This is a genomic window from Binatus sp. (SeqCode) (genome assembly GCF_035272065.1).
Taxonomy (GTDB): Bacteria; Desulfobacterota; Binatia; order Binatales; family Binataceae; genus Binatus.
The window spans coordinates 1-20,556 of the sequence record NZ_DATEQZ010000058.1 but is presented as its reverse complement, the minus strand read 5'-3'; the positions used below and the strand labels follow the sequence as shown (position 1 = coordinate 20,556).

The 20,556-nt window shown below is 61.1% G+C and carries 15 protein-coding genes and 1 pseudogene; 4 read left to right on the top strand and 12 right to left on the bottom strand.

Features of this window, described 5'->3' with window-relative positions; genetic code table 11:
• Positions 1–26: 26 nt before the first annotated feature.
• Together VJX68_RS11120 and VJX68_RS11115 are read right to left on the bottom strand one after the other, a co-directional pair.
• Positions 27–635, bottom strand: coding sequence for a glutathione S-transferase family protein (locus tag VJX68_RS11120; RefSeq protein WP_324095760.1), 609 nt, complete (start codon positions 633–635; stop codon positions 27–29).
• A complete protein-coding gene (locus VJX68_RS11115) occupies positions 632–1,852 on the bottom strand; it encodes a pyridoxal-phosphate-dependent aminotransferase family protein (RefSeq protein ID WP_324095759.1) in 1,221 nt (406 codons plus the stop codon). The genes VJX68_RS11120 and VJX68_RS11115 overlap by 4 nt, the downstream gene beginning before the upstream one ends.
• 133 nt (positions 1,853–1,985) lie before the next feature.
• On the opposite strand from VJX68_RS11115, the gene VJX68_RS11110 reads away from it, so the two are divergent.
• From VJX68_RS11110 to VJX68_RS11095, 4 genes are read left to right on the top strand one after another with little or no spacing between them, the layout of a single operon-like run.
• Positions 1,986–3,419, top strand: coding sequence for an FAD-linked oxidase C-terminal domain-containing protein (locus tag VJX68_RS11110; protein ID WP_324095758.1), 1,434 nt, complete (start codon positions 1,986–1,988; stop codon positions 3,417–3,419).
• Positions 3,377–4,693 carry an FAD-binding oxidoreductase gene (locus tag VJX68_RS11105; RefSeq protein ID WP_324095757.1) on the top strand — a complete coding sequence of 439 codons (1,317 nt, stop codon included), beginning with the start codon at positions 3,377–3,379 and terminating at the stop codon, positions 4,691–4,693. The genes VJX68_RS11110 and VJX68_RS11105 overlap by 43 nt, the downstream gene beginning before the upstream one ends.
• Complete coding sequence (locus VJX68_RS11100) at positions 4,693–5,970, top strand: (Fe-S)-binding protein (RefSeq protein WP_324095756.1); 1,278 nt, start codon at positions 4,693–4,695, stop codon at positions 5,968–5,970. The genes VJX68_RS11105 and VJX68_RS11100 overlap by 1 nt, the downstream gene beginning before the upstream one ends.
• Positions 5,967–6,572, top strand: a complete 606-nt coding sequence (locus VJX68_RS11095; protein WP_324095755.1) for a 2-hydroxychromene-2-carboxylate isomerase — start codon at positions 5,967–5,969, stop codon at positions 6,570–6,572. Before VJX68_RS11100 ends, VJX68_RS11095 begins: the two co-directional genes overlap by 4 nt.
• 3 nt (positions 6,573–6,575) lie before the next feature.
• Here VJX68_RS11095 and VJX68_RS11090 read toward each other — a convergent pair whose 3' ends face one another.
• The 10 genes and pseudogenes from VJX68_RS11090 to VJX68_RS11045 form a co-directional block, all read right to left on the bottom strand.
• The gene (locus VJX68_RS11090) at positions 6,576–7,184 is read right to left on the bottom strand and encodes a glutathione S-transferase family protein (protein WP_324095754.1); all 609 of its coding nucleotides are present in this window, start codon (positions 7,182–7,184) and stop codon (positions 6,576–6,578) included.
• Positions 7,185–7,213: 29 nt separating this feature from the next.
• Positions 7,214–8,659 (bottom strand): glutamate synthase subunit beta, encoded by a 1,446-nt coding sequence (locus VJX68_RS11085; RefSeq protein ID WP_324095753.1) that lies wholly within the window; start codon positions 8,657–8,659, stop codon positions 7,214–7,216.
• Between the two features lie 59 nt (positions 8,660–8,718).
• Complete coding sequence (gene gltB / locus VJX68_RS11080; protein ID WP_324095752.1) at positions 8,719–13,278, bottom strand: glutamate synthase large subunit; 4,560 nt, start codon at positions 13,276–13,278, stop codon at positions 8,719–8,721.
• Complete coding sequence (locus VJX68_RS11075) at positions 13,275–13,838, bottom strand: Lrp/AsnC family transcriptional regulator (RefSeq protein ID WP_324095751.1); 564 nt, start codon at positions 13,836–13,838, stop codon at positions 13,275–13,277. The genes gltB and VJX68_RS11075 overlap by 4 nt, the downstream gene beginning before the upstream one ends.
• A gap of 230 nt (positions 13,839–14,068) precedes the next feature.
• Complete coding sequence (locus VJX68_RS11070) at positions 14,069–14,875, bottom strand: enoyl-CoA hydratase/isomerase family protein (RefSeq protein WP_324095750.1); 807 nt, start codon at positions 14,873–14,875, stop codon at positions 14,069–14,071.
• Positions 14,876–14,908: 33 nt separating this feature from the next.
• Positions 14,909–16,342 carry an ammonium transporter gene (locus VJX68_RS11065; protein ID WP_324095749.1) on the bottom strand — a complete coding sequence of 478 codons (1,434 nt, stop codon included), beginning with the start codon at positions 16,340–16,342 and terminating at the stop codon, positions 14,909–14,911.
• On the bottom strand, positions 16,339–17,352 hold the full coding sequence (locus VJX68_RS11060) for a serine/threonine protein kinase (RefSeq protein ID WP_324095748.1): 1,014 nt from the start codon (positions 17,350–17,352) through the stop codon (positions 16,339–16,341). The genes VJX68_RS11065 and VJX68_RS11060 overlap by 4 nt, the downstream gene beginning before the upstream one ends.
• A gap of 86 nt (positions 17,353–17,438) precedes the next feature.
• On the bottom strand, positions 17,439–18,266 hold the full coding sequence (locus VJX68_RS11055) for a PP2C family protein-serine/threonine phosphatase (RefSeq protein ID WP_324095747.1): 828 nt from the start codon (positions 18,264–18,266) through the stop codon (positions 17,439–17,441).
• Between the two features lie 122 nt (positions 18,267–18,388).
• Positions 18,389–20,059: an APC family permease gene (locus VJX68_RS11050; protein ID WP_324095746.1), complete on the bottom strand. Its 1,671-nt coding sequence runs from the start codon at positions 20,057–20,059 to the stop codon at positions 18,389–18,391.
• A 273-nt stretch (positions 20,060–20,332) separates the two neighbouring features.
• Positions 20,333–20,556 (bottom strand): annotated as a pseudogene (locus tag VJX68_RS11045) (SagB family peptide dehydrogenase); the annotation flags it as partial.

The window sequence follows — 20,556 nt, the reverse complement described above, 5'->3', positions numbered from 1 at the left end:
ATAGTCAATTCGCAAATGGTCACTGATTATGCCTTCGCGCTCGGCCGTGAAGACACCTTGCTATACCATCGCGCCAGGTTCGCCTGTGCCGGATGAATCCGGATATCAACTGTGCGCGCGAAGTCGATCATACACAGCGTCGTGATGTCCGCGATTGAGTACCGGTCGCCTGCGATGAATTCTCGATTCTCAAGCTCCGCGTCGAGCCATGGGATGCGCTCGATCGCGGCACGCTTTTGAATTTCGCCGAACTCCGGTATCCGGCGTCCGCGTGCCTTCGCGATCTCGCTCAGATGCGACCATACGTGCCCGACCGGAGCAAAGATTTCGAGCTCGATTCTGCGATTCCACATCTCGACGGCCGCCCGCTCGCGCGCGCCGATGCCGAACAGCGGTGGCGCCGGCTGGACTTCCTCGAAGTAACGGCAAATCGCGACGCTCTCCGAAAGACAACTGCCGTCGTCCAGCTCGAGAATCGGCAACGAGCCGAGCGGGTTCTTTTTGTAGAACTCCAGCGTGCGATTCTCGTTGCGCATGATATCGACTTGCACCAGCTCGAGGCTGATCCCCTTCTCCGCGAGGAAGATCCTCACTCGCCGCGGGCTCGGCGCAAGCCTGAAGTCGTACATCCTCATGATGCTTCGGCGGGCGGCTCGCCTGCCCCTGTTCCCTCCGCACTGTAGGCATACTCGGCGGCGGTTAGCGCCCTGCCCCGCGCAATCTCGAATCCCATCGAGCCGAGGATTTCTTCGAGCGCGTTCAGCGCCAGCATCACATTTTCGCGCCGCGAACCTTCGCCCATCAGACCAACGCGCCAGATCTTACCTTTGAGCGGTCCGAGCCCGGCCGCGATTTCGATATTGAACAGCCGCAGCAATTCCGCTCGCACTTTCACGTCGTCGATTCCCGCCGGCACCGCGATCGTCGTTAGCTGTGGCAACCTGTATCCTTCCTGCGCGGCGAGCTGAAGGCCCATCGCGCGCACCCCGGCCTGGAACGCGGCGGCGTTGATACGATGCCGCCGCCATCGCGCGTCCAATCCCTCCTCGACAACGATCCGCAGCGCCTCGTATAGCGCATAGTTCATCGTGATCGGAGCCGTGTGATGGTACAGCCGGTCCGGCCCCCAGTACTGTTCGATCAAGGCGACATCGAAGTACCATGAGCGGCACTTGGTTTTGCGCTTGCGCACCGACTCCATCGCGCGCTCGCTGAACGTCACCGGCGACAGCCCCGGCGGCGCGCCGATTCCCTTCTGCGTGCAGCTGTAGCACGCGTCGATTCCCCACTTGTCGATCTCGACCGGCACGCATGCAAGCGACGTCACCGCGTCGATCGCCATCATCGCGCCGTGTCGATGTGCGAGCTCGGCGATTTCCTCGATCGGCTGATGTATCCCGGTCGACGTCTCGGCGTGAACCACTGCGACCAGTTTCGGATTTTTCGCCGCTTTCAGCGCCGCCGAGACCTTCGCCGGCTCGACGATCGTTCCCCAATCCGCTTCGACCTTATGAACCTTTGCGCCTTGCCGCGACGCGACTTCCGCCAGTCGCGTGCCGAAAGCGCCGTTGACGCCGGCCACGACCTCGTCGCCGTCCTCGATCAGATTCGTCATCACGGCTTCCATCCCCGCCGAACCTGTCCCCGAGACGGGAAACGTGATCTCGTTTTTGGTGCGAAACACGATGCGCAGCAGCCGCTTGATATTCTCCATCACCTTCAGGAAGTCCGGATCGAGATGCCCGACGACCGGCGACGCCATCGCTTTCATCACGCGCGGATTTACGTTGGACGGCCCCGGACCGAGCAGAATCCGCGCCGCAGGCCTCAGTTCTGGAAATGAATCCGCCACCTGTGTTTCTCCTTCCAATAGATCGACGGGATTGCTGAAATCGAACCTTGCTATTATGACCCGCAAGGATCAACCGCAAAAGCACTGGTCGTGGTAGACTGCTCCGGAGATCCAACGAGCCTCCGCAATACTAATGAGTGCAATTGATCGCAAACTTCTCGACGAGCTTCGCGAAATTCTAGGCGACAGCGGGATCGTCTCGCGCGCCACCGAGCTGAAGGTCTACGAGTGCGACGGATGGACCGTCGAAAAAAGCGTGCCCGACGTGCTGCTGCTACCGCGCTCGACCTCGCAGTTGAGCGCGATTCTCGCCGCCCTCCATCGCCATGGTATTGCCTTCGTTCCGCGCGGTGCGGGCACGGGGCTTTCCGGCGGATGCCTCCCGCTGAACGCGCCCGCGATGATCTGCACGTCGAAGATGAACCATATCGTGGAAATCGATCTCGACAACCGGCGCGCCGTGGCCGAGAGCGGCGTGGTCAACCTGCACGTCACCAACGCCGTCAAGTCGAAAGGTTATTTCTACGCGCCCGATCCATCGTCGCAGGTGGCATGCACTATAGGCGGCAACATCGCCGAAAATTCTGGCGGTCCGCATACCTTGAAATACGGAGTGACCACCAATCACGTGCTCTCGCTCGAACTCGTGCTGCCCGACGGCGAGGTCGTCGAGCTCGGCGGGCCCACCGAAGAGCGGTGCGGTTACGATTTAGTCGGCGCAGTCGTCGGCGCGGAGGGCACCACGGGAATCGTCACGCGCGCAACGCTCAGACTGATGCGCGAGCCCGAAAATCATCGCACGCTCCTCGCCACCTTTCCCGACGTCGACACTGCGACGCGCGCTGTGTCGATGATCATCGCGTCGGGAATTGTGCCGGCCGCCCTCGAAATGATGGACCAGCTCATCATTCGCGCCGTCGAGGAGGCGTTCCATGTAGGCCTCCCGCTCGACGCAGGCGCGGTGCTCATCATTGAGCTCGAGGGTCTCGAAGCTGGGCTGACAACTTACGCCGATGAAGTTACAAAGACTGTGCGCGCGGCCGGCGCGTCTAGCATCCGGCTCGCGCGCGATGAAGCGGAACGCGCGCTGTTGTGGAAAGCGCGCAAACGCGCTTTCGGAGCCGTCGGCCGCCTCTCGCCCAACTACGCGACTCAGGACGGCGTAGTCCCGCGAACCTGCCTGCCGCGAATTCTGCGCGTGATCGCCGACGTCAGCCGCCGATACGACTTGCGCATCGGCAATGTATTCCACGCCGGCGACGGAAATTTGCATCCAATCGTTCTCTACGACGAGCGCAATCCCGATCAAGTTCGCCGCGCGATCGACGCTGGTCGCGACATCCTCAGAGCCTGCCTCGAGATGGGCGGCAGCCTCACCGGCGAGCATGGAATCGGCGTCGAGAAAATCAGCGAAATGCCGCTGATGTTCTCGACCGACGATCTTCGCGTCATGACCGAGTTGCGCCACGTGTTCGATCCAATGGAGCGATCGAATCCCGGCAAAGTGATCCCGCGGCCCGGCGCTTGCGTCGAGGTTGCAACGCCACGCCGCCAGGTGCCGATCTAACGGTTGTCTTGGCTTTGACTGCATCTTCAAATCTTTCGAACCGCCTCGACTCAATCGTCGGCGCCGGCCAGGTTCGCGCGCCTACATCTAGTGAGGCGCGCGCTGCAGATACGATCGTTGAGGCTGCTTCAGTCGACGAAATTTGCGAGATCGTCCGTATGTGCGAAGCAGATCGTATTGCGCTGGCTCCTGTTGGCGGGGCTCGCTCGCTCGCGGCAATTCGGCGCTCGCCCGTCGCACTCGGCATCTCGATGACGCGACTCGCGCGAGTTGTCGCCTATGAACCCGACGACATGACAGTTGTCGCGGAATCTGGAATCACAATCGGCGAACTGAATACCGCGATGTCGCCTGCCCGCCAACGACTTCCCGTCGATCCATGCGGTCCCGCGATAACACCACTCGGTTCGTTGGTCGGCGCCGCGCACACCGGACCGATGCGCCTGTCAGAGGGCACCTCGCGCGACCTGCTGATCGGAGTTCGCTTCGTCGGCCACGGCGGCAACCTTATTCACGGCGGCGGCCGCGTCGTCAAAAACGTGGCCGGCTATGATTTGATGAAACTGATGGGCGGTTCATTCGGAACGCTCGGAATCATAACTGAAGTGACGTTCAAAGTGCGCCCCATTCCGCCTGAGTACTGTCTCGCTATCGTTCCTTTCGCGCGGGCAGCCGATGCGTTCGCCGCCGCTTACATACTCAATGATGCGCTGCCACTGAGTAATCTCGATATACTCAGTCCGGCCCTCTCAACGCGCTTTAATTCTACAAGTCAATTTCTACTTCTAGCGGGTTTCTCTGGAAGTCCTCTCGAGATCGGCTACCAGGCCGAGCGAATTCGCGATCTGCTCATCGCGCGAGGTGAAATTCTCGACGGCGACGCCGCTCGCTCGAGTTACGAACTGCTGCGCGATACCGATTTTTATTCGGCACCTCTGTCAGCACAAATCGCAGTTCCACCCGCACATTTGCCTCAAGTGCTGGCGACCTGCGGCGTGGAATTTCGCGCCCATGCCGGCTCCGGAGTCGCGCAGATCGTTGCCGCCGAAGAAGCCCCGGCCGATGCCGCGGCCAAAACCGTCGCCCGATGGCGTGAAGTTGCGCACTCCGAGCGCGGCACTCTTCGACTCATCGCCGCCGCGCCTCCAATTCGCGATTCGCTGGAATTCTTCGACACTCCCAACGACGGCGCGCTCGCGCTCATGCGCCGGCTAAAGGCGGCTTTCGATCCGGCCGGGATCTTCAATCCTGGATGCTTCGTCGGAGGAATCTGATGGCCGAGGCAGACGTCACATCATCGAATCCGGTTCGCGACATCTGCGATTACGACCTGCTGTTCGACTGCGTTCATTGCGGGCTCTGCGCCGAGGCATGCCCGACCTACGTTGTAACGCGGTCCGAGATGGACTCGCCGCGCGGCCGAATCTATTTGATGAAGTCCATCGCTGAAGGCCGCATAGACCTCGACGCCGACGCGGCGCGCCATCTCGACTTGTGCCTCGGATGTCGCGGTTGCGAAACCGCCTGCCCGTCCGGCGTTCATTACGGCCGTCTGATTGAAGGCGCGCGTTCGTTCGTTGAGCGACATCATCGTCGCGACGTCGTCGATCGCTTCAAGCGGCGCGCAGTCGGTGCGATTTTCCCGTACCCAAATCGTCTCCGCGCATTGCTAACGCCTCTGAAGGTCGCCGATCGTCTCGGCCTGAGGCCGGCTCTGAGAGCCATCACGCCACGCGTGATCCGCGATTGGCTCGATCTTCTCCCGCCACTCGAGCACGACTCGCGCCCGCTCGCCGGCGAAGCAACCATAGCTCCGCGCAAGGACGCACCAACGGTCGTCGTGCATCACGGATGTGTCGCGCAAGTGCTTGCGAATTCGGAAACCCTGAACAGCGAGCGTCTGCTGGGCGCCGCCGGCTATCGCGTTGTCCAGCTCGAACCGACCACATGCTGCGGGGCGCTCGATCTGCACTCCGGTAACGCTTCGCGAGCGCGCGATTTTGCCCGCGCGAACGTTCGTGCGCTGAAGAACTCCGGCGCCGACGCAATCGTATCGGCCGCGTCAGGATGCTCGGTAGCAATCGCCGAATACGGCGGCCTGCTCGAAGACGAACCGGAATTCGCCGAACAAGCGCGCGCGATTTCCTCCAAAGTTCGTGACCTGAGCTCTCTGCTGCTCGACGCGCCTGCAAGTTCGAAACGCGAATTCCAATGCCGCGTCACTTATCACGACGCTTGTCACCTCGCACACGGACTCGGGGTGCGCGAAGCGCCGCGCAAATTGCTCGCATCGATTCCCGGCGTCACACTCATCGAGATGACCGAATCCGACCTCTGCTGCGGCTCAGCCGGTTCCTACAATTTGACCGAACCCGCAATGGCGCGCGAGCTGGCGCGCCGCAAAGCCGACAATATTGTCGCGATCGGCGCCGACTGTGTAGTGCTCGCAAATCCCGGATGCGAGTTTCAAATTGCCGCAGAGCTCCGTCGTCGCAATTCGAAAATCAAAGTCGTGCACCTGGCAAACTTTCTCGCGATGGCGTCCCAGTGAACAATAACCTTCACGACATCAAGCTCTACTTCGCATACACGAGTCCGTACTCGTACCTCGCGATGCAACCTGCCTACGACCTCGAGCTGTCTCACAGCGTGCATGTGCGCTTCATCCCGTACGGAGTGAACATCCGAAAGGTCTACGGACCGCTTGATCGCGAGGACGCCGACCGCCGCAAGGTTCGGTATCTGTACATCGACGCGCGCCGAATCGCGAAGGAGCGCGCGCTCGTCATCTATCCGCCGAAAAAGATTTTCAGCGCGCGACTGGCGTTCTATGGCGGCCTCTACGCAGCGAAGAATCAACAGTTCCGGCCGTACTCGGATCGCGTCTTCGATCGATTCTGGAAACAGGAACTCAACGTGGAAAGCCGTGACGCGATTTCAGCGATCATTGCTGAAGTCGGTCTCGAGCCCGCCGAATTTCTCCGCTATGTGGACACCGGCGCGCGCGCCGACCTGGATGCATGCTTCGCCGAAGCCGATCTCGACAGGGTCTTCGGCGTACCGACCTTTATAGTTGATGGCGAACCGTTCTGGGGCGAGGATCGAATCGAATGGGTGATTCGCAAGCTCGACGCGATGGGTCTTCGCCGCTGAAATTCAGCCCTGCGTGATGGGAATGTGCCGCGGCTGCGATTTCACCCGCTCGAGCCACGCGCGAACCGCCGGATAGCCCGCCAGATCGAAACCGCCTTCAGTGGCGACATGCGTATAGGCATAGAGCGCGATATCGGCAACCGAGTAGCGCTCGCCGACGAACCATTCGCGCGACTTCAGATGCCCTTCCATCACGCGGAGCGCGTCGTATCCGCGCGGGCGCATCAGCGTATCAAGAATAGGGCGGCGAGGGTCCTGCACATCGGGGTGAATCACCAGGTAGCGAACGCTCGCGATGTACGGTTCGTGGCTGTACTGCTCGAAAAAGAGCCACTGAAGAACCTGGGCGCGTTGGAAACTATCCGCCGGCAGGAACGGCGTGCCCACAGCAAAGTACGAGATGATCGCATTGGACTCGAACAGCAACTTGCCGTCGTCTAGTTCGACGGCGGGGATTCGACCGTTCGGAAATTTTCGGAGAAATTCCGGCGTGCGCGTCTCGCCCTTGATGATGTTGAGCTCGATCCGCTCGAACGGAACCGCAAGTTGCGTCAGCAGCAGGCGAACCTTGTAGCCGTTGCCCGACGGCAGATAATCGTACAGGCGAATCATCGTCGCCTCCTCTCAGATTTATATGGAAATCAGAGTTCGGGACTCGAGGGCAGGAATGTCTCACCCATCAGATACGCATCGACAGCGCGCGCGGCTTCGCGTCCCTCCCATATCGCCCACACCACCAGCGATTGTCCGCGACGTGTGTCCCCGGCGGCGAACACTCCCGGCACGCTCGACATGTAGTTCTCGCATTGCACGTTGCTGCGCGGGTCGAGCTTCAAACCGAGCTCCGCGATTATGCCGTCGGGCTCTGGGCCGAGAAATCCGAGCGCGAGCAGCACGAGGTCGCACTCGATCTCGAAGTCGGTACCGGGAATCTGCTCCATCACCATGCGCCCGTTGTCGCGCTTCCAGTTGAGCCGCACGCCGTGGAGCTTTTTCACCGCGCCGTTTTCGCCGGAGAATTTGCTCGTGCTCACGCTCCAATCGCGCTGTACGCCCTCTTCGTGCGAGCTCGAGGTGCGCATGATCATCGGCCAATCAGGCCACGGCATTTCGGCAGTGCGCTTTTCCGGCGGCATCGGGAGCAGCTCGAACTGATGCACGACGATCGCACCCTGCCGATTCGAAGTCCCGAGGCAATCGGACCCCGTATCGCCGCCGCCGAGAATTACCACCCGCTTTCCGTTCGCCGTAATCTCAGCGGCAGGATCGAGCGCGTCGCCGAAGTTGCGCTTGTTCTGCTGCGGCAGGAAGTCCATCGCGAAATGGATTCCCTTGAGCTCGCGTCCCGGGATCGGCAGGTCGCGCGGCTTGGTCGCGCCCATCGTGAGCACGATTGCGTCGTACTTCGAGCGCATCTCGTCGGCGTGGACGTCCAAGCCGACGCGGCAGTTGGTGACAATCTCGAGCCCCTCGGTCTTCATCTGCTCGACGCGGCGGTTGACGATCCATTTCTCCAGCTTGAAGTCCGGGATGCCGTAAGTGAGCAATCCGCCCACGCGATCCGATCGTTCGTAGAGCGTTACCGAATGGCCGGCGCGCGTGAGTTGCTGGGCGCACGCCAGCCCAGACGGCCCCGAGCCGACGACCGCGACGCGCTTGCCCGATTTGCGCGCAGGCGGAAGCGGCGCGATCCATTTTTCCGCCCAGGCGTGATCGATGATGTTCTTCTCGATCAGTTTGATCGTGACGGGATCGTTGTTGATGTTGAGGACGCAGGCTTCTTCGCACGGCGCGGGGCAAATTCGGCCAGTGAACTCCGGAAAGTTGTTGGTGGCGTGCAGCCGGTCGCTCGCTTCGCGCCACCTGCCGCGGTAAATGAGATCGTTCCAGTCGGGGATGATGTTGCCGAGTGGGCAACCCTTGTGGCAGAAGGGAATTCCGCAATCCATGCAGCGAGCGCCCTGCGCGCGCAGCTTGTCTTCGGGCATCTTGAGATCGAACTCGCGCCAGTCCTTCAGGCGCTCGCCGACCGGACGCCGCGAAGGAGTCTCGCGTTTGATCTCCATGAAGCCCGTGATCTTGCCCATCGAAGCCGTGCTCTCCCGATTCAGGTCAGTTCTGATTAGTCAGTCGATTACTCACTCGGCTAAACTGCGGCGAGCCGCGCGAGATCGGAATCCATGTTGAGATGCTGCCGTTCGAGCACCATCCGATACTCAGTCGGCAATACCTTTACAAACTTCCTGGCGTATTCGTCCCACTGGTCGAGGATTCGCCGCGCAACCGCGCTCTGCGTGTATTGCTGATGCCGCACGATTAGCGCGTGCAACTGCTTTAGTTCGTCCTGGTTGCCAATTGGGCCCAACTCGACCATTCCGGTGTTGCAGCGTGAGGCGAACGAGCCGTCTTCGTCGAGCACGTACGCGACGCCGCCACTCATACCGGCCGCGAAGTTTCGCCCGGTCTTGCCGAGGACCACGACCAGCCCGCGCGTCATGTACTCGCATCCGTGGTCGCCGACGCCCTCGACGACCGCGTGCGCGCCGCTGTTGCGCACCGCGAATCGCTCGCCGGCTACGCCACGGAAGAACGCTTCACCGCCGGTAGCGCCGTATAGCGCGACGTTGCCAATGACGATGTTATCTTCGGCCTTGAAGGTCGCTTCCTTTGGCGGACGCACCGAGACGAATCCGCCCGACAGCCCCTTGGCGCAGTAGTCGTTCGCGTCGCCTTCAAGATGGAGTGCGACTCCGGGCGCGAGCCACGCGCCGAAACTCTGACCGGCCGAGCCTTTCAGATGAATCTGAATCGTGTAGGGCGGCAGTCCCTCTGCGCCGAAACGCCGCGACACCTCCGCCGACAGCATCGTGCTGACGGTACGGTTCACATTGCGGATGGGAAGATGAATTTCGACGGGTTTGCGATGTTCGAGCGCATCCTTCGCGAGCGCGATGATCTGATTGTCGAGCGCCTTGTCGAGGCCATGATCCTGCAGCTCGACGCAATGCAGCGGTTCGTCTGGCCCGACATCGGGACGGCGAAGAATATTAGCCAGATCGACGTTGCGCGCCTTCCAATGCGCGATCGCTTCGTTGGCGTCCAGGCATTCGACGTGGCCAATCATTTCGGCGACGGTGCGGAAGCCCAACTGCGCCATGTATTCGCGCAGTTCGTCCGCGATGAACATCATGAAGTTCACGACGTGCTCGGGCTTACCCGCGAACTTCGCGCGCAGCACCGGATCCTGCGTCGCGATGCCGACCGGGCACGTATTGAGGTGGCAAACACGCATCATGATGCATCCCGAGGCGACCAGCGCGGCGCTCGCGAAACCGAATTCCTCGGCGCCGAGGAGCGCAGCAATCGCGACATCGCGGCCGGTCTTGAGCTGGCCGTCGGTCTCGACGTTGATGCGGCCGCGCAGACCGTTCATCACCAGGGTTTGCTGCGTCTCGGCGAGTCCAAGCTCCCACGGAATTCCCGCGTGCTTGATCGATTGCAGCGGAGACGCGCCGGTGCCGCCGTCGTAGCCACTGATCAGCACGACGTCGGCCTTGGCCTTTGCGACTCCGGCCGCGATGGTGCCGACGCCGACCTCTGCGACCAGCTTGACGCTGATACGCGCGCGATTGTTGGAATTTTTGAGATCGTGAATCAACTGCGCGAGATCTTCAATCGAATAAATGTCGTGATGCGGCGGCGGAGAGATCAACCCCACGCCGGGCGTCGAGTAGCGAATCTTCGCGATGAAGTCGTCAACCTTGTGACCGGGAAGCTGGCCGCCTTCGCCCGGCTTGGCTCCCTGAGCCATCTTGATCTGCAGTTCGTCGGCGTTAACCAGGTAGTGACTGGTGACGCCGAAGCGCGCTGATGCTACCTGCTTGATCGCGCTGCGGCGGAAATCGCCGTTGGCATCGCGCACGAAACGCGCTGGATCCTCGCCGCCCTCGCCGGTATTGCTCTTGCCGCCGATGCGGTTCATGGCGATCGCGAGGTTTTCGTGCGCCTCTTTGCCGATCGAGCCGAACGACATCGCGCCCGTTTTGAAGCGCTTGACGATCTCAGTGGCCGGCTCGACTTCCTCGAGCGGCACCGGCGCCCGGCTGGAATTGAACTTCAGCAGCGAGCGCAGTGTGGCAAGCGAACGACTCTGTTCGTCAACCGCCTTTGTGTATTCCTTGAACAGACGGAAACTTCCCGAGCGCACGGAATGCTGCAGGCGCGCGATCGTGTTCGGGTTGTACATGTGGAACTCGCCGGCGCGGCGCCACTGGTACTGGCCGCCGACATCGAGATCACCGTCGAGGTTCGCGGCGACCTTGAAGGCGTAGGTATGACGCTCTGCCGTCTCGCGCGCGATCGCGTCGAGACCGATGCCGGCCACGCGCGACGGCGTCCAGGTAAAGTACTTGTCGATCACATCCTGCGCTAATCCGATCGCCTCGAAGATCTGAGCGCCGCGATAACTCTGCGTCGTCGAGATGCCCATCTTTGACGCGACTTTCGTGATGCTCTTGCCGACGGCCTTGACGAAGTTGTGAACCGCAGTGTCTTCGTCGATGTCGCGCAGTTGGCCGTTGCGAATCATCCCGGCCATCGTCGCGTATGCGAGATACGGATTTACGGCGCCGGCGCCGTAGCCGACCAGCAGGCAGAAATGCATCGCCTCGCGCGGTTCGCCAGACTCAACGACGAGGCCGGCGCGGGTCCGCGTCCCTTCGCGAATCAGATGATGATGCGCGGCTCCGGTCGCGAGCAGAGCCGGGATGGCAGCGTAATCGGCGTTCACTCCTCGATCCGAAAGCACGACTATCGTGTAGCCGGATTCGATCGCGTCGGAAGCGCCTTTGCAAAGCGCGTCGAGCGCGGCGCGAAGCCCCACTTCACCATCATTAACCCGGTACAGCGTCGATAGCGTGATTGTTCGCAGGCCGTCGACGTCGAGCCGTTTGATCCTTTCGAGTTCTTCGTTGGTGAGAATCGGCTGCTTGAGTTGAAGCTGGCGGCAATGCCTCGGCGATTCCTCGAACAGATTGTCCTCGGCGCCAATCGTCGTTTCGGTCGAGGTCACCAACTCCTCACGAATCGGATCGATCGGCGGATTCGTCACCTGCGCGAACAACTGCTTGAAGTAGTTGTAAAGCGGCTGCGACTTGTTCGAGAGCACCGCGAGCGGAGTGTCGGTGCCCATCGAGCCGACCGGCTCCTGCCCGTTGGTCGCCATCGGCGCGAGGATCATTTTGAGATCCTCGATCGTGTAGCCGAACGATTGCTGTTGCTTGAGCAACTCGCCGGCTTCAAAGCCGTCAACCGCAGGCGCGCCGCTTGCCTCGGGAAGCGACTCGAGTGCGACGAGGCTGCTGTCGAGCCACTTGCGATACGGCTGTCGCGCCGCTATCGACTCCTTGATCTCTTCGTCCTGCACAATTCGGCCGAGCGCGGTGTCGATGAGAAACATTCTTCCCGGTTGCAGCCGCCCTTTGTGCGCGACGTTTTCCGGCGCAATATCGAGGACGCCGGTCTCGGACGCCATCACGACCAGCCCGTCCTTGGTCACCGTATAGCGCGACGGACGCAGGCCGTTGCGATCGAGCACCGCGCCGATCCTGATTCCGTCGGTAAAGGCAATCGACGCGGGCCCGTCCCACGGCTCCATCATGCATGAATAGAAGTTGTAGAACGCGCGCTTGCTGTCGCTCATCTGCCGGTCGTTCTGCCACGCTTCCGGAATCATCATCATCACGGCGTGCGGGATCGAGCGTCCGGTGCGAATCAACAGCTCGAGACAATTGTCGAAGGTCGCGGAGTCGCTGCCGTTGGGTTCAACGATCGGCAGCAGCTTCTTGATGTCATCGCCGAACAGCGGCGACGAGAAAAGTTTCTCGCGCGCGTGCATCCAGTTGATATTGCCGCGCAGCGTATTGATCTCGCCGTTGTGCGACATGAAGCGGTACGGATGCGCGCGGTCCCAGCTCGGGAACGTGTTGGTCGAGAAGCGCTGATGAACCATCGCGAGCGCGGTCTTGAGCGCGTCGTGATGCAAATCGGGGAAGAACTGCGGCAGTTGCGTCGAGATCAACTGACCCTTGTAAACGACGGTCAGCGCCGAGAGGCTGCAAAAATAAAATAATTCCGGATCGAACAGGCCGAGTTTTTCCGCCTCGCTCGTAGCGCGTTTGCGGATTACGTACAGCTTGCGCTCGAGCGCCTCGGCGTCGGACAGGTCGGCGCCGCGCGCGATGAAGACCTGGCGGATTGCGGGCATCCCGCGCCGCGCGATATCGCCGCACGCGGACTCGACTACCGGGACGTCGCGCCATCCGAGCAGCCGCTGCCCTTCCTCGTTGACGATTCTCTCGAACGCGTCCTCGCATTCCTTGCGCTTGACCGCGTCGAGCGGCAAAAAGACCTGGCCGACGCCATATTCTCCGGGCGCGGGAAGTTGGAAGCCGAGCCGAGCCGCTTCGCTCGCGAAAAACTCGTGCGGAATCTGCAGCAGGATTCCGGCGCCGTCGCCCGTACGCGGATCGCATCCGCACGCGCCACGATGCGTCAGGTTGTCGAGTACCTGCAGTGCCTTGCCGACAATGTCATGCGAGCGCTCGCCCTTGATGTTCACGACGAAGCCGACGCCGCACGCGTCGTGCTCATGCGCGGGATCGTAAAGCCCCTGCTTTTTTGGAATGCTTCGGTAGTTATGCATCATGACACCCGCCTTGGATCCGGGGGCGCGGATTTCGCGGAGGCGTGCCGATGCCGCCTGCCGTTCGCCGGCTCGTTCGCGTCGCCGTTGGAGTGCGGCGAAATCAAACCGCGCTCGGTATGTGTCGACAGCACCACCATCGTCTCCGTCCGCGCCACTCCCTCGATCGAGCGGATCGCGCTGATGAGCCGCTCGAGCGACGAAGTGTTTTCGGTTTTGACTTTCAGCATCAGCGTGTGCTGACCGGTGACGTGATGGCATTCGAGCACGTCGTCGAGCAGGGCCACGGATTCCTCGAACAGCGAAATTGTTTTCGGGTGCACGATCGACACGCCGATGAACGCGGTGACGTCCTTGCCGAGGCGCGTCGCATCGACGGTGGCGTGATAGCCGATGATGACCCCACCGTCTTCGAGTTTTTTTACGCGCTCGTTGACTGAAGGCGCCGACAGCCCGACTTGCTCACCGAGTTTGACGAGCGGAATCCTGCCGTGTTCCTGCAACAGTCCGATAATCTGCAGGTCAATAGCATCAAGTTCGGGGGAATCTCCGCCGAATTTCATAAGGTTATCCTCGTCGAGTGACGATGAACATAGAAGGAAAACAAAATTGTGTCAAGTGTTTGTAAGGATTTTACTCAATAGAACAAGAGTTTGTCAGGTCGATTTGACTTCATCCGACGAAATATAGGCCGAAACGGATGATCGCCACTGACCTATAACTCGGTTGAGCGACACAGGCGCGATTGCTCAGGCGACGCGCCGTTTGTGCCGAAGCCGATTTTTCGCACGCGCTACTCGCCTTTGAAGTTCGCGGCGCGCTTTTCGACGAATGATCTTGCGCCCTCGAGGTGATCCTTCGACGTGAGCATCAGGTGCTGGCCGTGGCGCTGGTAGTCGAAAAAGTACGGCAGATTGAGATTCAGACCGACCCGCAAAGCTTCCTTCGCCAAACGCTGCGCAAGCGGGGCTTGCGCCGCGATTTTTTTCGCGAATGCGGCGGTCGCCTCGCCGAGCTGCGCGTGCGGCACGACTTTGTTCACCATCCCGATTCGCTCGGCCTCGGCGGCGTCGATGATGTCGCCGCTCAAGATGAGTTCGTACGCGCGCGCGAGTCCGACCAGCCGCGGCAGCACGAGCAATCCGCCCGCCTCGGGAATCAATCCGCGACGAATGAAGACTTCGCCAAAGCGCGCTTGGTCGGAGCAGACGCGCATGTCGCACATCAGCGCGATGTCACAACCGTAGCCGACGGCGGCGCCATTGACCGACGCGATAGTCGGCTTCGGGTAGGTGACGAGCAAATCGAGCGCGACGGGACGATGCTCGCGCCATTCCTCGACCAAAGTGCGCTGCGCAGGTTTGGCATCGCGGAATTCGGGATTGAGAAAAACTTCCTTGACGTCGTCACCCGCGCAGAACGCACGCCCCGCGCCCGTCAGCACGACTACGCGCACGCTGTCGTCCGCCTCGGCGTCGCGCAGCGCATCGAGCATCTCGTCGTAAGTCTTGATCGTGGCCGCGTTCATTGCGTGCGGGCGATTGATCGTGATGGTCGCGACGGCGTCGCGCTTGTCGTAAAGAATGTCGCTGTAGGGCATGGCAATAGCTCCTTGCGTGATTACAGATATGTACTACGAATGCGGATAGGCATCGCTGCCCATCTCTAGCGCATCCAGCCCCGACCATTCCACTTCCACCAGCACGCGGTTGCCGACCGAGCGCTCGACGATCTTGAAGAACAGCATCGCCAGGCCGAATACCACGACGATGTTCACCGTGACGCCGATCAGCTGCGCAAAAAATTGGCCCACGTCGCCGTAGAGCAAGCCGGTCACCGGCCCTGCGACACCGTTCCAGCCGTCGCCATAGGTGCCGTCGGCAAACAGGCCGAGCGCCAACGCACCCCATATTCCGCACGCGCCATGCACGGCGATCGCGCCGACCGGATCGTCGATTCGAAAACGGCGCTCGAGTTCAAGCACCGCCCAGACGACAAGCAGTCCCGCAATCGTACCGATCAAAACCGCCGCCGCGGGCGTTACGAAGGCGCATGGCGCGGTGATCGCGACCAGCCCGCCCAGCATGCCGTTGCAGGCTATCGCGATGTCGGGCTTGTTGTAGCGATGCCAGAGGAACAGCATTGCCGCGAGCGCGCCGGCCGCCGAGGAGAGCATAGTGTTCACCGCAATGATCGCGATTCGTGGATCCGACGCGGCCAGCGTTGAGCCGCAGTTGAAGCCGAACCATCCGAACGCGAGTATCAACGTTCCGCTGACGGCCATCGGCAGGTTGTGTCCCGGCAGCGCGCCGATTGCGCCGTCGCGCCGAAACTTTCCGATGCGCGGACCAACCATGTAAGCGCCGGCGAGCGCGGTAACTCCGCCCGTCATGTGCACGACCGACGATCCCGCGAAATCAAGATGGCCGTGGCCGAGGCCCAGGTTCGCGCCGAGCTGCGACAGCCATCCTCCCCCCCACACCCAGTTGCCGTACAGCGGATACAGGAACATCGACATGAACAGTCCGTAGATGAAGAACGCTTTGAACTTCCAGCGCTCCGCCATCGCGCCGGTCGGAATGGTGGCGGCGGTGTCCATGAACACCAGCGAGAAAAGAAACATGCCGAGGCTGGCGGGATCGCGGCTGACGTTGAGCAGCGCGAACTTGCTGAACCCGAGGATTCCGTACGAATGCGCGCCGATCGTGATCGAAAGTTCGTGATGGCCGATCGCGCCCATCCCGAGCGAGGGCCAGTGCGCGACGCCGCCCATCATGAAGCCGTAGCCAGTAAGCCAGAAACCGATGATGCCGATCGGGTAGATGATCAGGTTCATCGCCATCGTGTTGACCGCGTTTTTCGAGCGCGTGAACCCCGTCTCCACCATCGCGAATCCGAGCTGCATGAACATCACGAGGAAACCGGCGACCAGCAGCCACGCGAGGTTCAGCGAATTATCCAGCGGCGGCGATGACGCTGCGGTCTGCGCGCGTGCGACGGACGAAAATAGCATCAGCGCGGCGACAGTCGCGGCGGCCAATCCGAGTTGCGATCGTCTCGGCATCATCTCGTCTGCCCTCGATATGACCGGCGCGGCGGAGACTGCGTTGCCGGGTAACGGTTTGCGAGCCAAATCAAAAGCAAAAAGGCCCCGATGAGCGAGGTGAAAAACAACACGTACCCAAGCCTGCGGCGCATATTCTGCATCGCGAGGCTGCGTGGATGGAGGCGTTCCGCGCGGTTCTGGGGTACGACGCGCGACGGGTCGCGCAGGTCTTCGAGCATCTGGCCAGCGCTCGCGTAGCGGTCGCGCGGATTGCGCTCGATCGCGTGCAGCACGATCTCCTCGAGATGCGGATCGAGATCAGGCTTGAACGCGGAGGGCGGCTGCGGATCTTCCGCCGTCTTCGCGCGCATCACGTTGTAGACGTTGGGACCCGAGTACGGCAGGTGGCAGGTCAGCATCTCATAGAGAATCACGCCCAGGGAATAGATGTCTGTGCGGACGTCGCCGCGGCGGCCGCTGACCTGCTCGGGCGCCATGTAGTCAGGCGTGCCGATCGTCGACGACAGCCCGGACCACGTCAGTCGCCGCGCCGATTCGTCGAGCGCGATTCCGAAATCCATGATCTTGGTCTGGCCCTCGGCGGTCACCAGGATGTTTTCCGGCTTCAGGTCGCGATGCACCACGCCTTCGCTGTGCATGTAAACGAGCGTCTCCGCCAACTGCCGCGCGAGATCGAGCGCCTTTTCCAGCGGCAGCCCCGGTTCCCGCATCATCGCGCGCAGCGACTCGCCTTCGACGTACTCCATCGCGATGTACATCCGGCTTTTTTTTCGGGGCGTGAGAACCTTGACGATGCCGGGATGATCGAGGCGACGCCCGACTTCTTCCTCGCGCTGAAAGCGGCCGTAGAAGACCACGTCGCTCTCGAACTGCATGTAAGGGACTTTGATCGCGACGGTCTTGCCGTCAATTTGATCGATGGCTTTGAAGATCGACGCCATCCCGCTGCGCGCGATCACCTCGATCAACTTGTACTGATCGAGGTTTTCACCGACGCTGACCTCGCGCATCTTTTGGACCGTCTCGGGGAAAAGGGTCAGCGGACGTTAACACCCGGCACGTCACCAATGGAAGGGGAGGGCGACGCCGCATTGCTTCATCGCCCGAACAATCCACGTAATCGATCGCGCCATCCGCCCGTGCTCGCCGTATGCCCCGTATGCGACGTCATTCTGAAAACGGCGCAGGTCAGGTTGTCGTGCGTACCGCGCTCATTGGCAGTATCGATCAGGTTGCGGCACGCGGTCTCAGCGTCAACGTCGCGCGTGATTGATTCGAGTTCCTTGGCATCGAGCACGTTGTAGAGTCCGTCGCTGCATAGCACGAGCCGGTCGCGCTCGAACAGCGGCAGCGTGATCCGATCGATAGACGCTATCAACTCACGTCCAAGGCTGCGCAGAAGCATCCCACGCTCAGGATGAGTCTTGGCGCGCGCGGCGGTCATCATCCCCATCCTGACCTTTTCGGCGACCATCGTGTGATCTTTGGTGAGAACTGAGATGTGGCTGTGGCGGATCAAATGCAGCCGGCAATCTCCGATGTGCACCGCCGACAGTATCCCCTTCTCCACCACGACCGCGGTCATCGTGGTGGCCATGCGGGACAGTTCAGGCACCGTGAGCGCCTTGTCGTGTATCTCGATATTTGCCCGCGTGATCGCGCGATAGAGCCGCTTGGCTGCACCCCACTCCGGCGGGCTTTCGCGGTAGGCTTCGAGCGTTATGTCGATCGCCATGCGGCTTGCGATCTCGCCGCCTTCGTAGCCGCCGACGCCGTCGGCAACTGCGAACGCTACGCTGTCGGGATTCTCGATGAAATGCCCGCACGAATCTTCATTGTCAGGACGCGTCGTACCCACGTCGGACAGCAGCGCCAGCTCGAAAGCCTGCTCCACGGCGGGGGGAGCGGAGGACGGCGAATCCATTTGCAGTGCGTTACCCAGACTAACTTGGCCTTGAAGTGAAAGTTGTTTCAATGGCCAAGGGGCGAGCCACGATCGCTCGCAGCTCGCCCCACGGATTTATTCGCCAAGCCAGCTTGTAGGGATCAGGCCGGCTTGGTTACGAGAATTGTCTCTTTGCCCTTCTTCCTGGAGTTACGTACGAAGTAAATTCCTCCGTAGATTCCCCAAATCGCCGATATCGCGACGGCCATCAGCGGTTCCTTCACGCTGCCGAGCCCCTCCAGTGGCCCGATGATGTAGAACGCGAGGCAGGCAAAATTCGCGACCGCGCCGAATATCGGCACCACCATGTGCTTGAATCCATGGAACTCGTGACGCTCCGAGTAGGCGACGATACATACTATGTTGGTCAGACCGTAGAGCAGGAAGGTTCCGAAGTTCGACGTGAGTGTGACCAGCAGCAACCCATTCGGCAGCGACGAGAGTGACGCGTTCGAGCTCATCCCCATAGAGTACCAGATGTTGTGCGGCAGCGTCGCAATCGTCTTGTCATCAGGCGCCGAACCGCCGGCGAAGTAGAACAACGCGGCGTATGCACCCAGTACTGCCGAGATGGTCGCGAGCACCCAGATCGCGCGATGCGGCGTCAGGTTCTTGCCGTGCAGCAGGCCGAAGTGCTCGGGCACTTCCTCGTCGCGTCCCATCGCGTAAGTCACGCGCGCGCCGGTGTTGATGCACGAAAGAGTGGTGCCGATCAGCGCCAGGAATACCGTCAGCGCTTCCATCAACATGAACGCGGTACCGTGCCCGCCGAGCAGCGCGTTACCGATGATCACCATCATGTCGCCGAGCGGCGCCGCCGATCCTTTGGCCTCGGCAAGACTGTAGGCGCTGTTCAGGAAATAGTTGGCGGCGAAGTATTCGATCAGGTAGCAGAACAATCCCTGGATCGTCAGCGACAGCAGAACGCCGCGCGGGATGTCCTTTTTGGGGTTTATTGCTTCCTCGCCAAGTGCGGTCACCGACTCGAAACCGACCAGCAGCAGAATCGCGACCGTCGCCTGCAACATTACCCAGTCAAACCTGTGCGGCAGGATGACCGAGAGCGCGCTGGCGTGCGACGGGTGATCGCCGGCTATCGCGTAGGGTCCCAGTACCGCGGCGACTGTGTTGCCATTCGCATCGAGCCCCAGGCCCGACGAACCTGCGGGATGCGCAGCACGGTACGCGATCGCAAGCGCCGAGAAAAACAGCAGCGCGACGATCTGGATTCCGTTGATGGCAATATTGACCATCGTGGAACCGTTCACGCCCTGGAACGCGATCCAGGCCACGGCGTACGCGAAGATTATCGCGATCAGCGCCATGAAAACCGGGCCGGGAATTCCCGCGTTCATCGAGCCCGGCGCGATCGTTCCGACAATGTACCCGATCATGATTCCCATCGTGGCGACCATGACACCGGGATACATCCAATAATAAAGATGCGAGGACCATCCGATTACGAACTTCGCCACGCGCGAAAATCTGTACGCGTGGGTTTTGCTCAGGAAGGCCTGCTCGGCGAACAGGTACGAACTGCCGGCGCCCGGGTAGAGTTTGGCGAGCTCCGAGTACGACAAAGCGGTGGCGTACGCCAGCATCAGCGCGACGAAAATTCCGGCCCACATCGCCATCCCCGACGGAAACGCGTAACCCGCCTGTTGGACGAACGTAATCCACAGGAATGCTCCCGGGGCGATGAGCGCCATCGCATTGACCGTGACTCCGGTCAAGCCGAGGGTCGGCACCATCTTTTTCTGTTCTTCAGCCATTCTTGCCTCCTTCGATTCACGGCGGAGGTGGTTGTCCGCCGCGCGCACGCGTTGCTCCCGTTACGGGCGGGAGTATGGAGGCACAAAGCATGAAAAGTGCCATTTCAAAGTCGAATAAATTTAATGAAAAATGCAATGCACCTGCCTAACAGACAGGCAGCCGCTCATCAGCGAGTCACCAGCGTCAGTGTTCGGTTCCTTCCGGACCGATATTCAGCGGCCAAGCGATTCGAATTGCCAATTCGCCGGTCCAAACACCAGGTCGAGCAATTTTTACGATTTCTTTTGCGACCGCGGAACTCCGAGCGCTATCATCAGCAGAGGACTCTTTCCGGCGGCATGCGGCTTGAAGAATTTCGTCGTGTCGTCGTCGTAAAAAGTCAGTCCCGTCGCGCCGCGACCCAGCGAGTACGCGGCAAGATACGCGCGGCCGCCAAGAATCCCGGCTTCAAGATGCGCGTCGCCATAGCCGCGATTCCCCAACGCGCCCAGCGCGC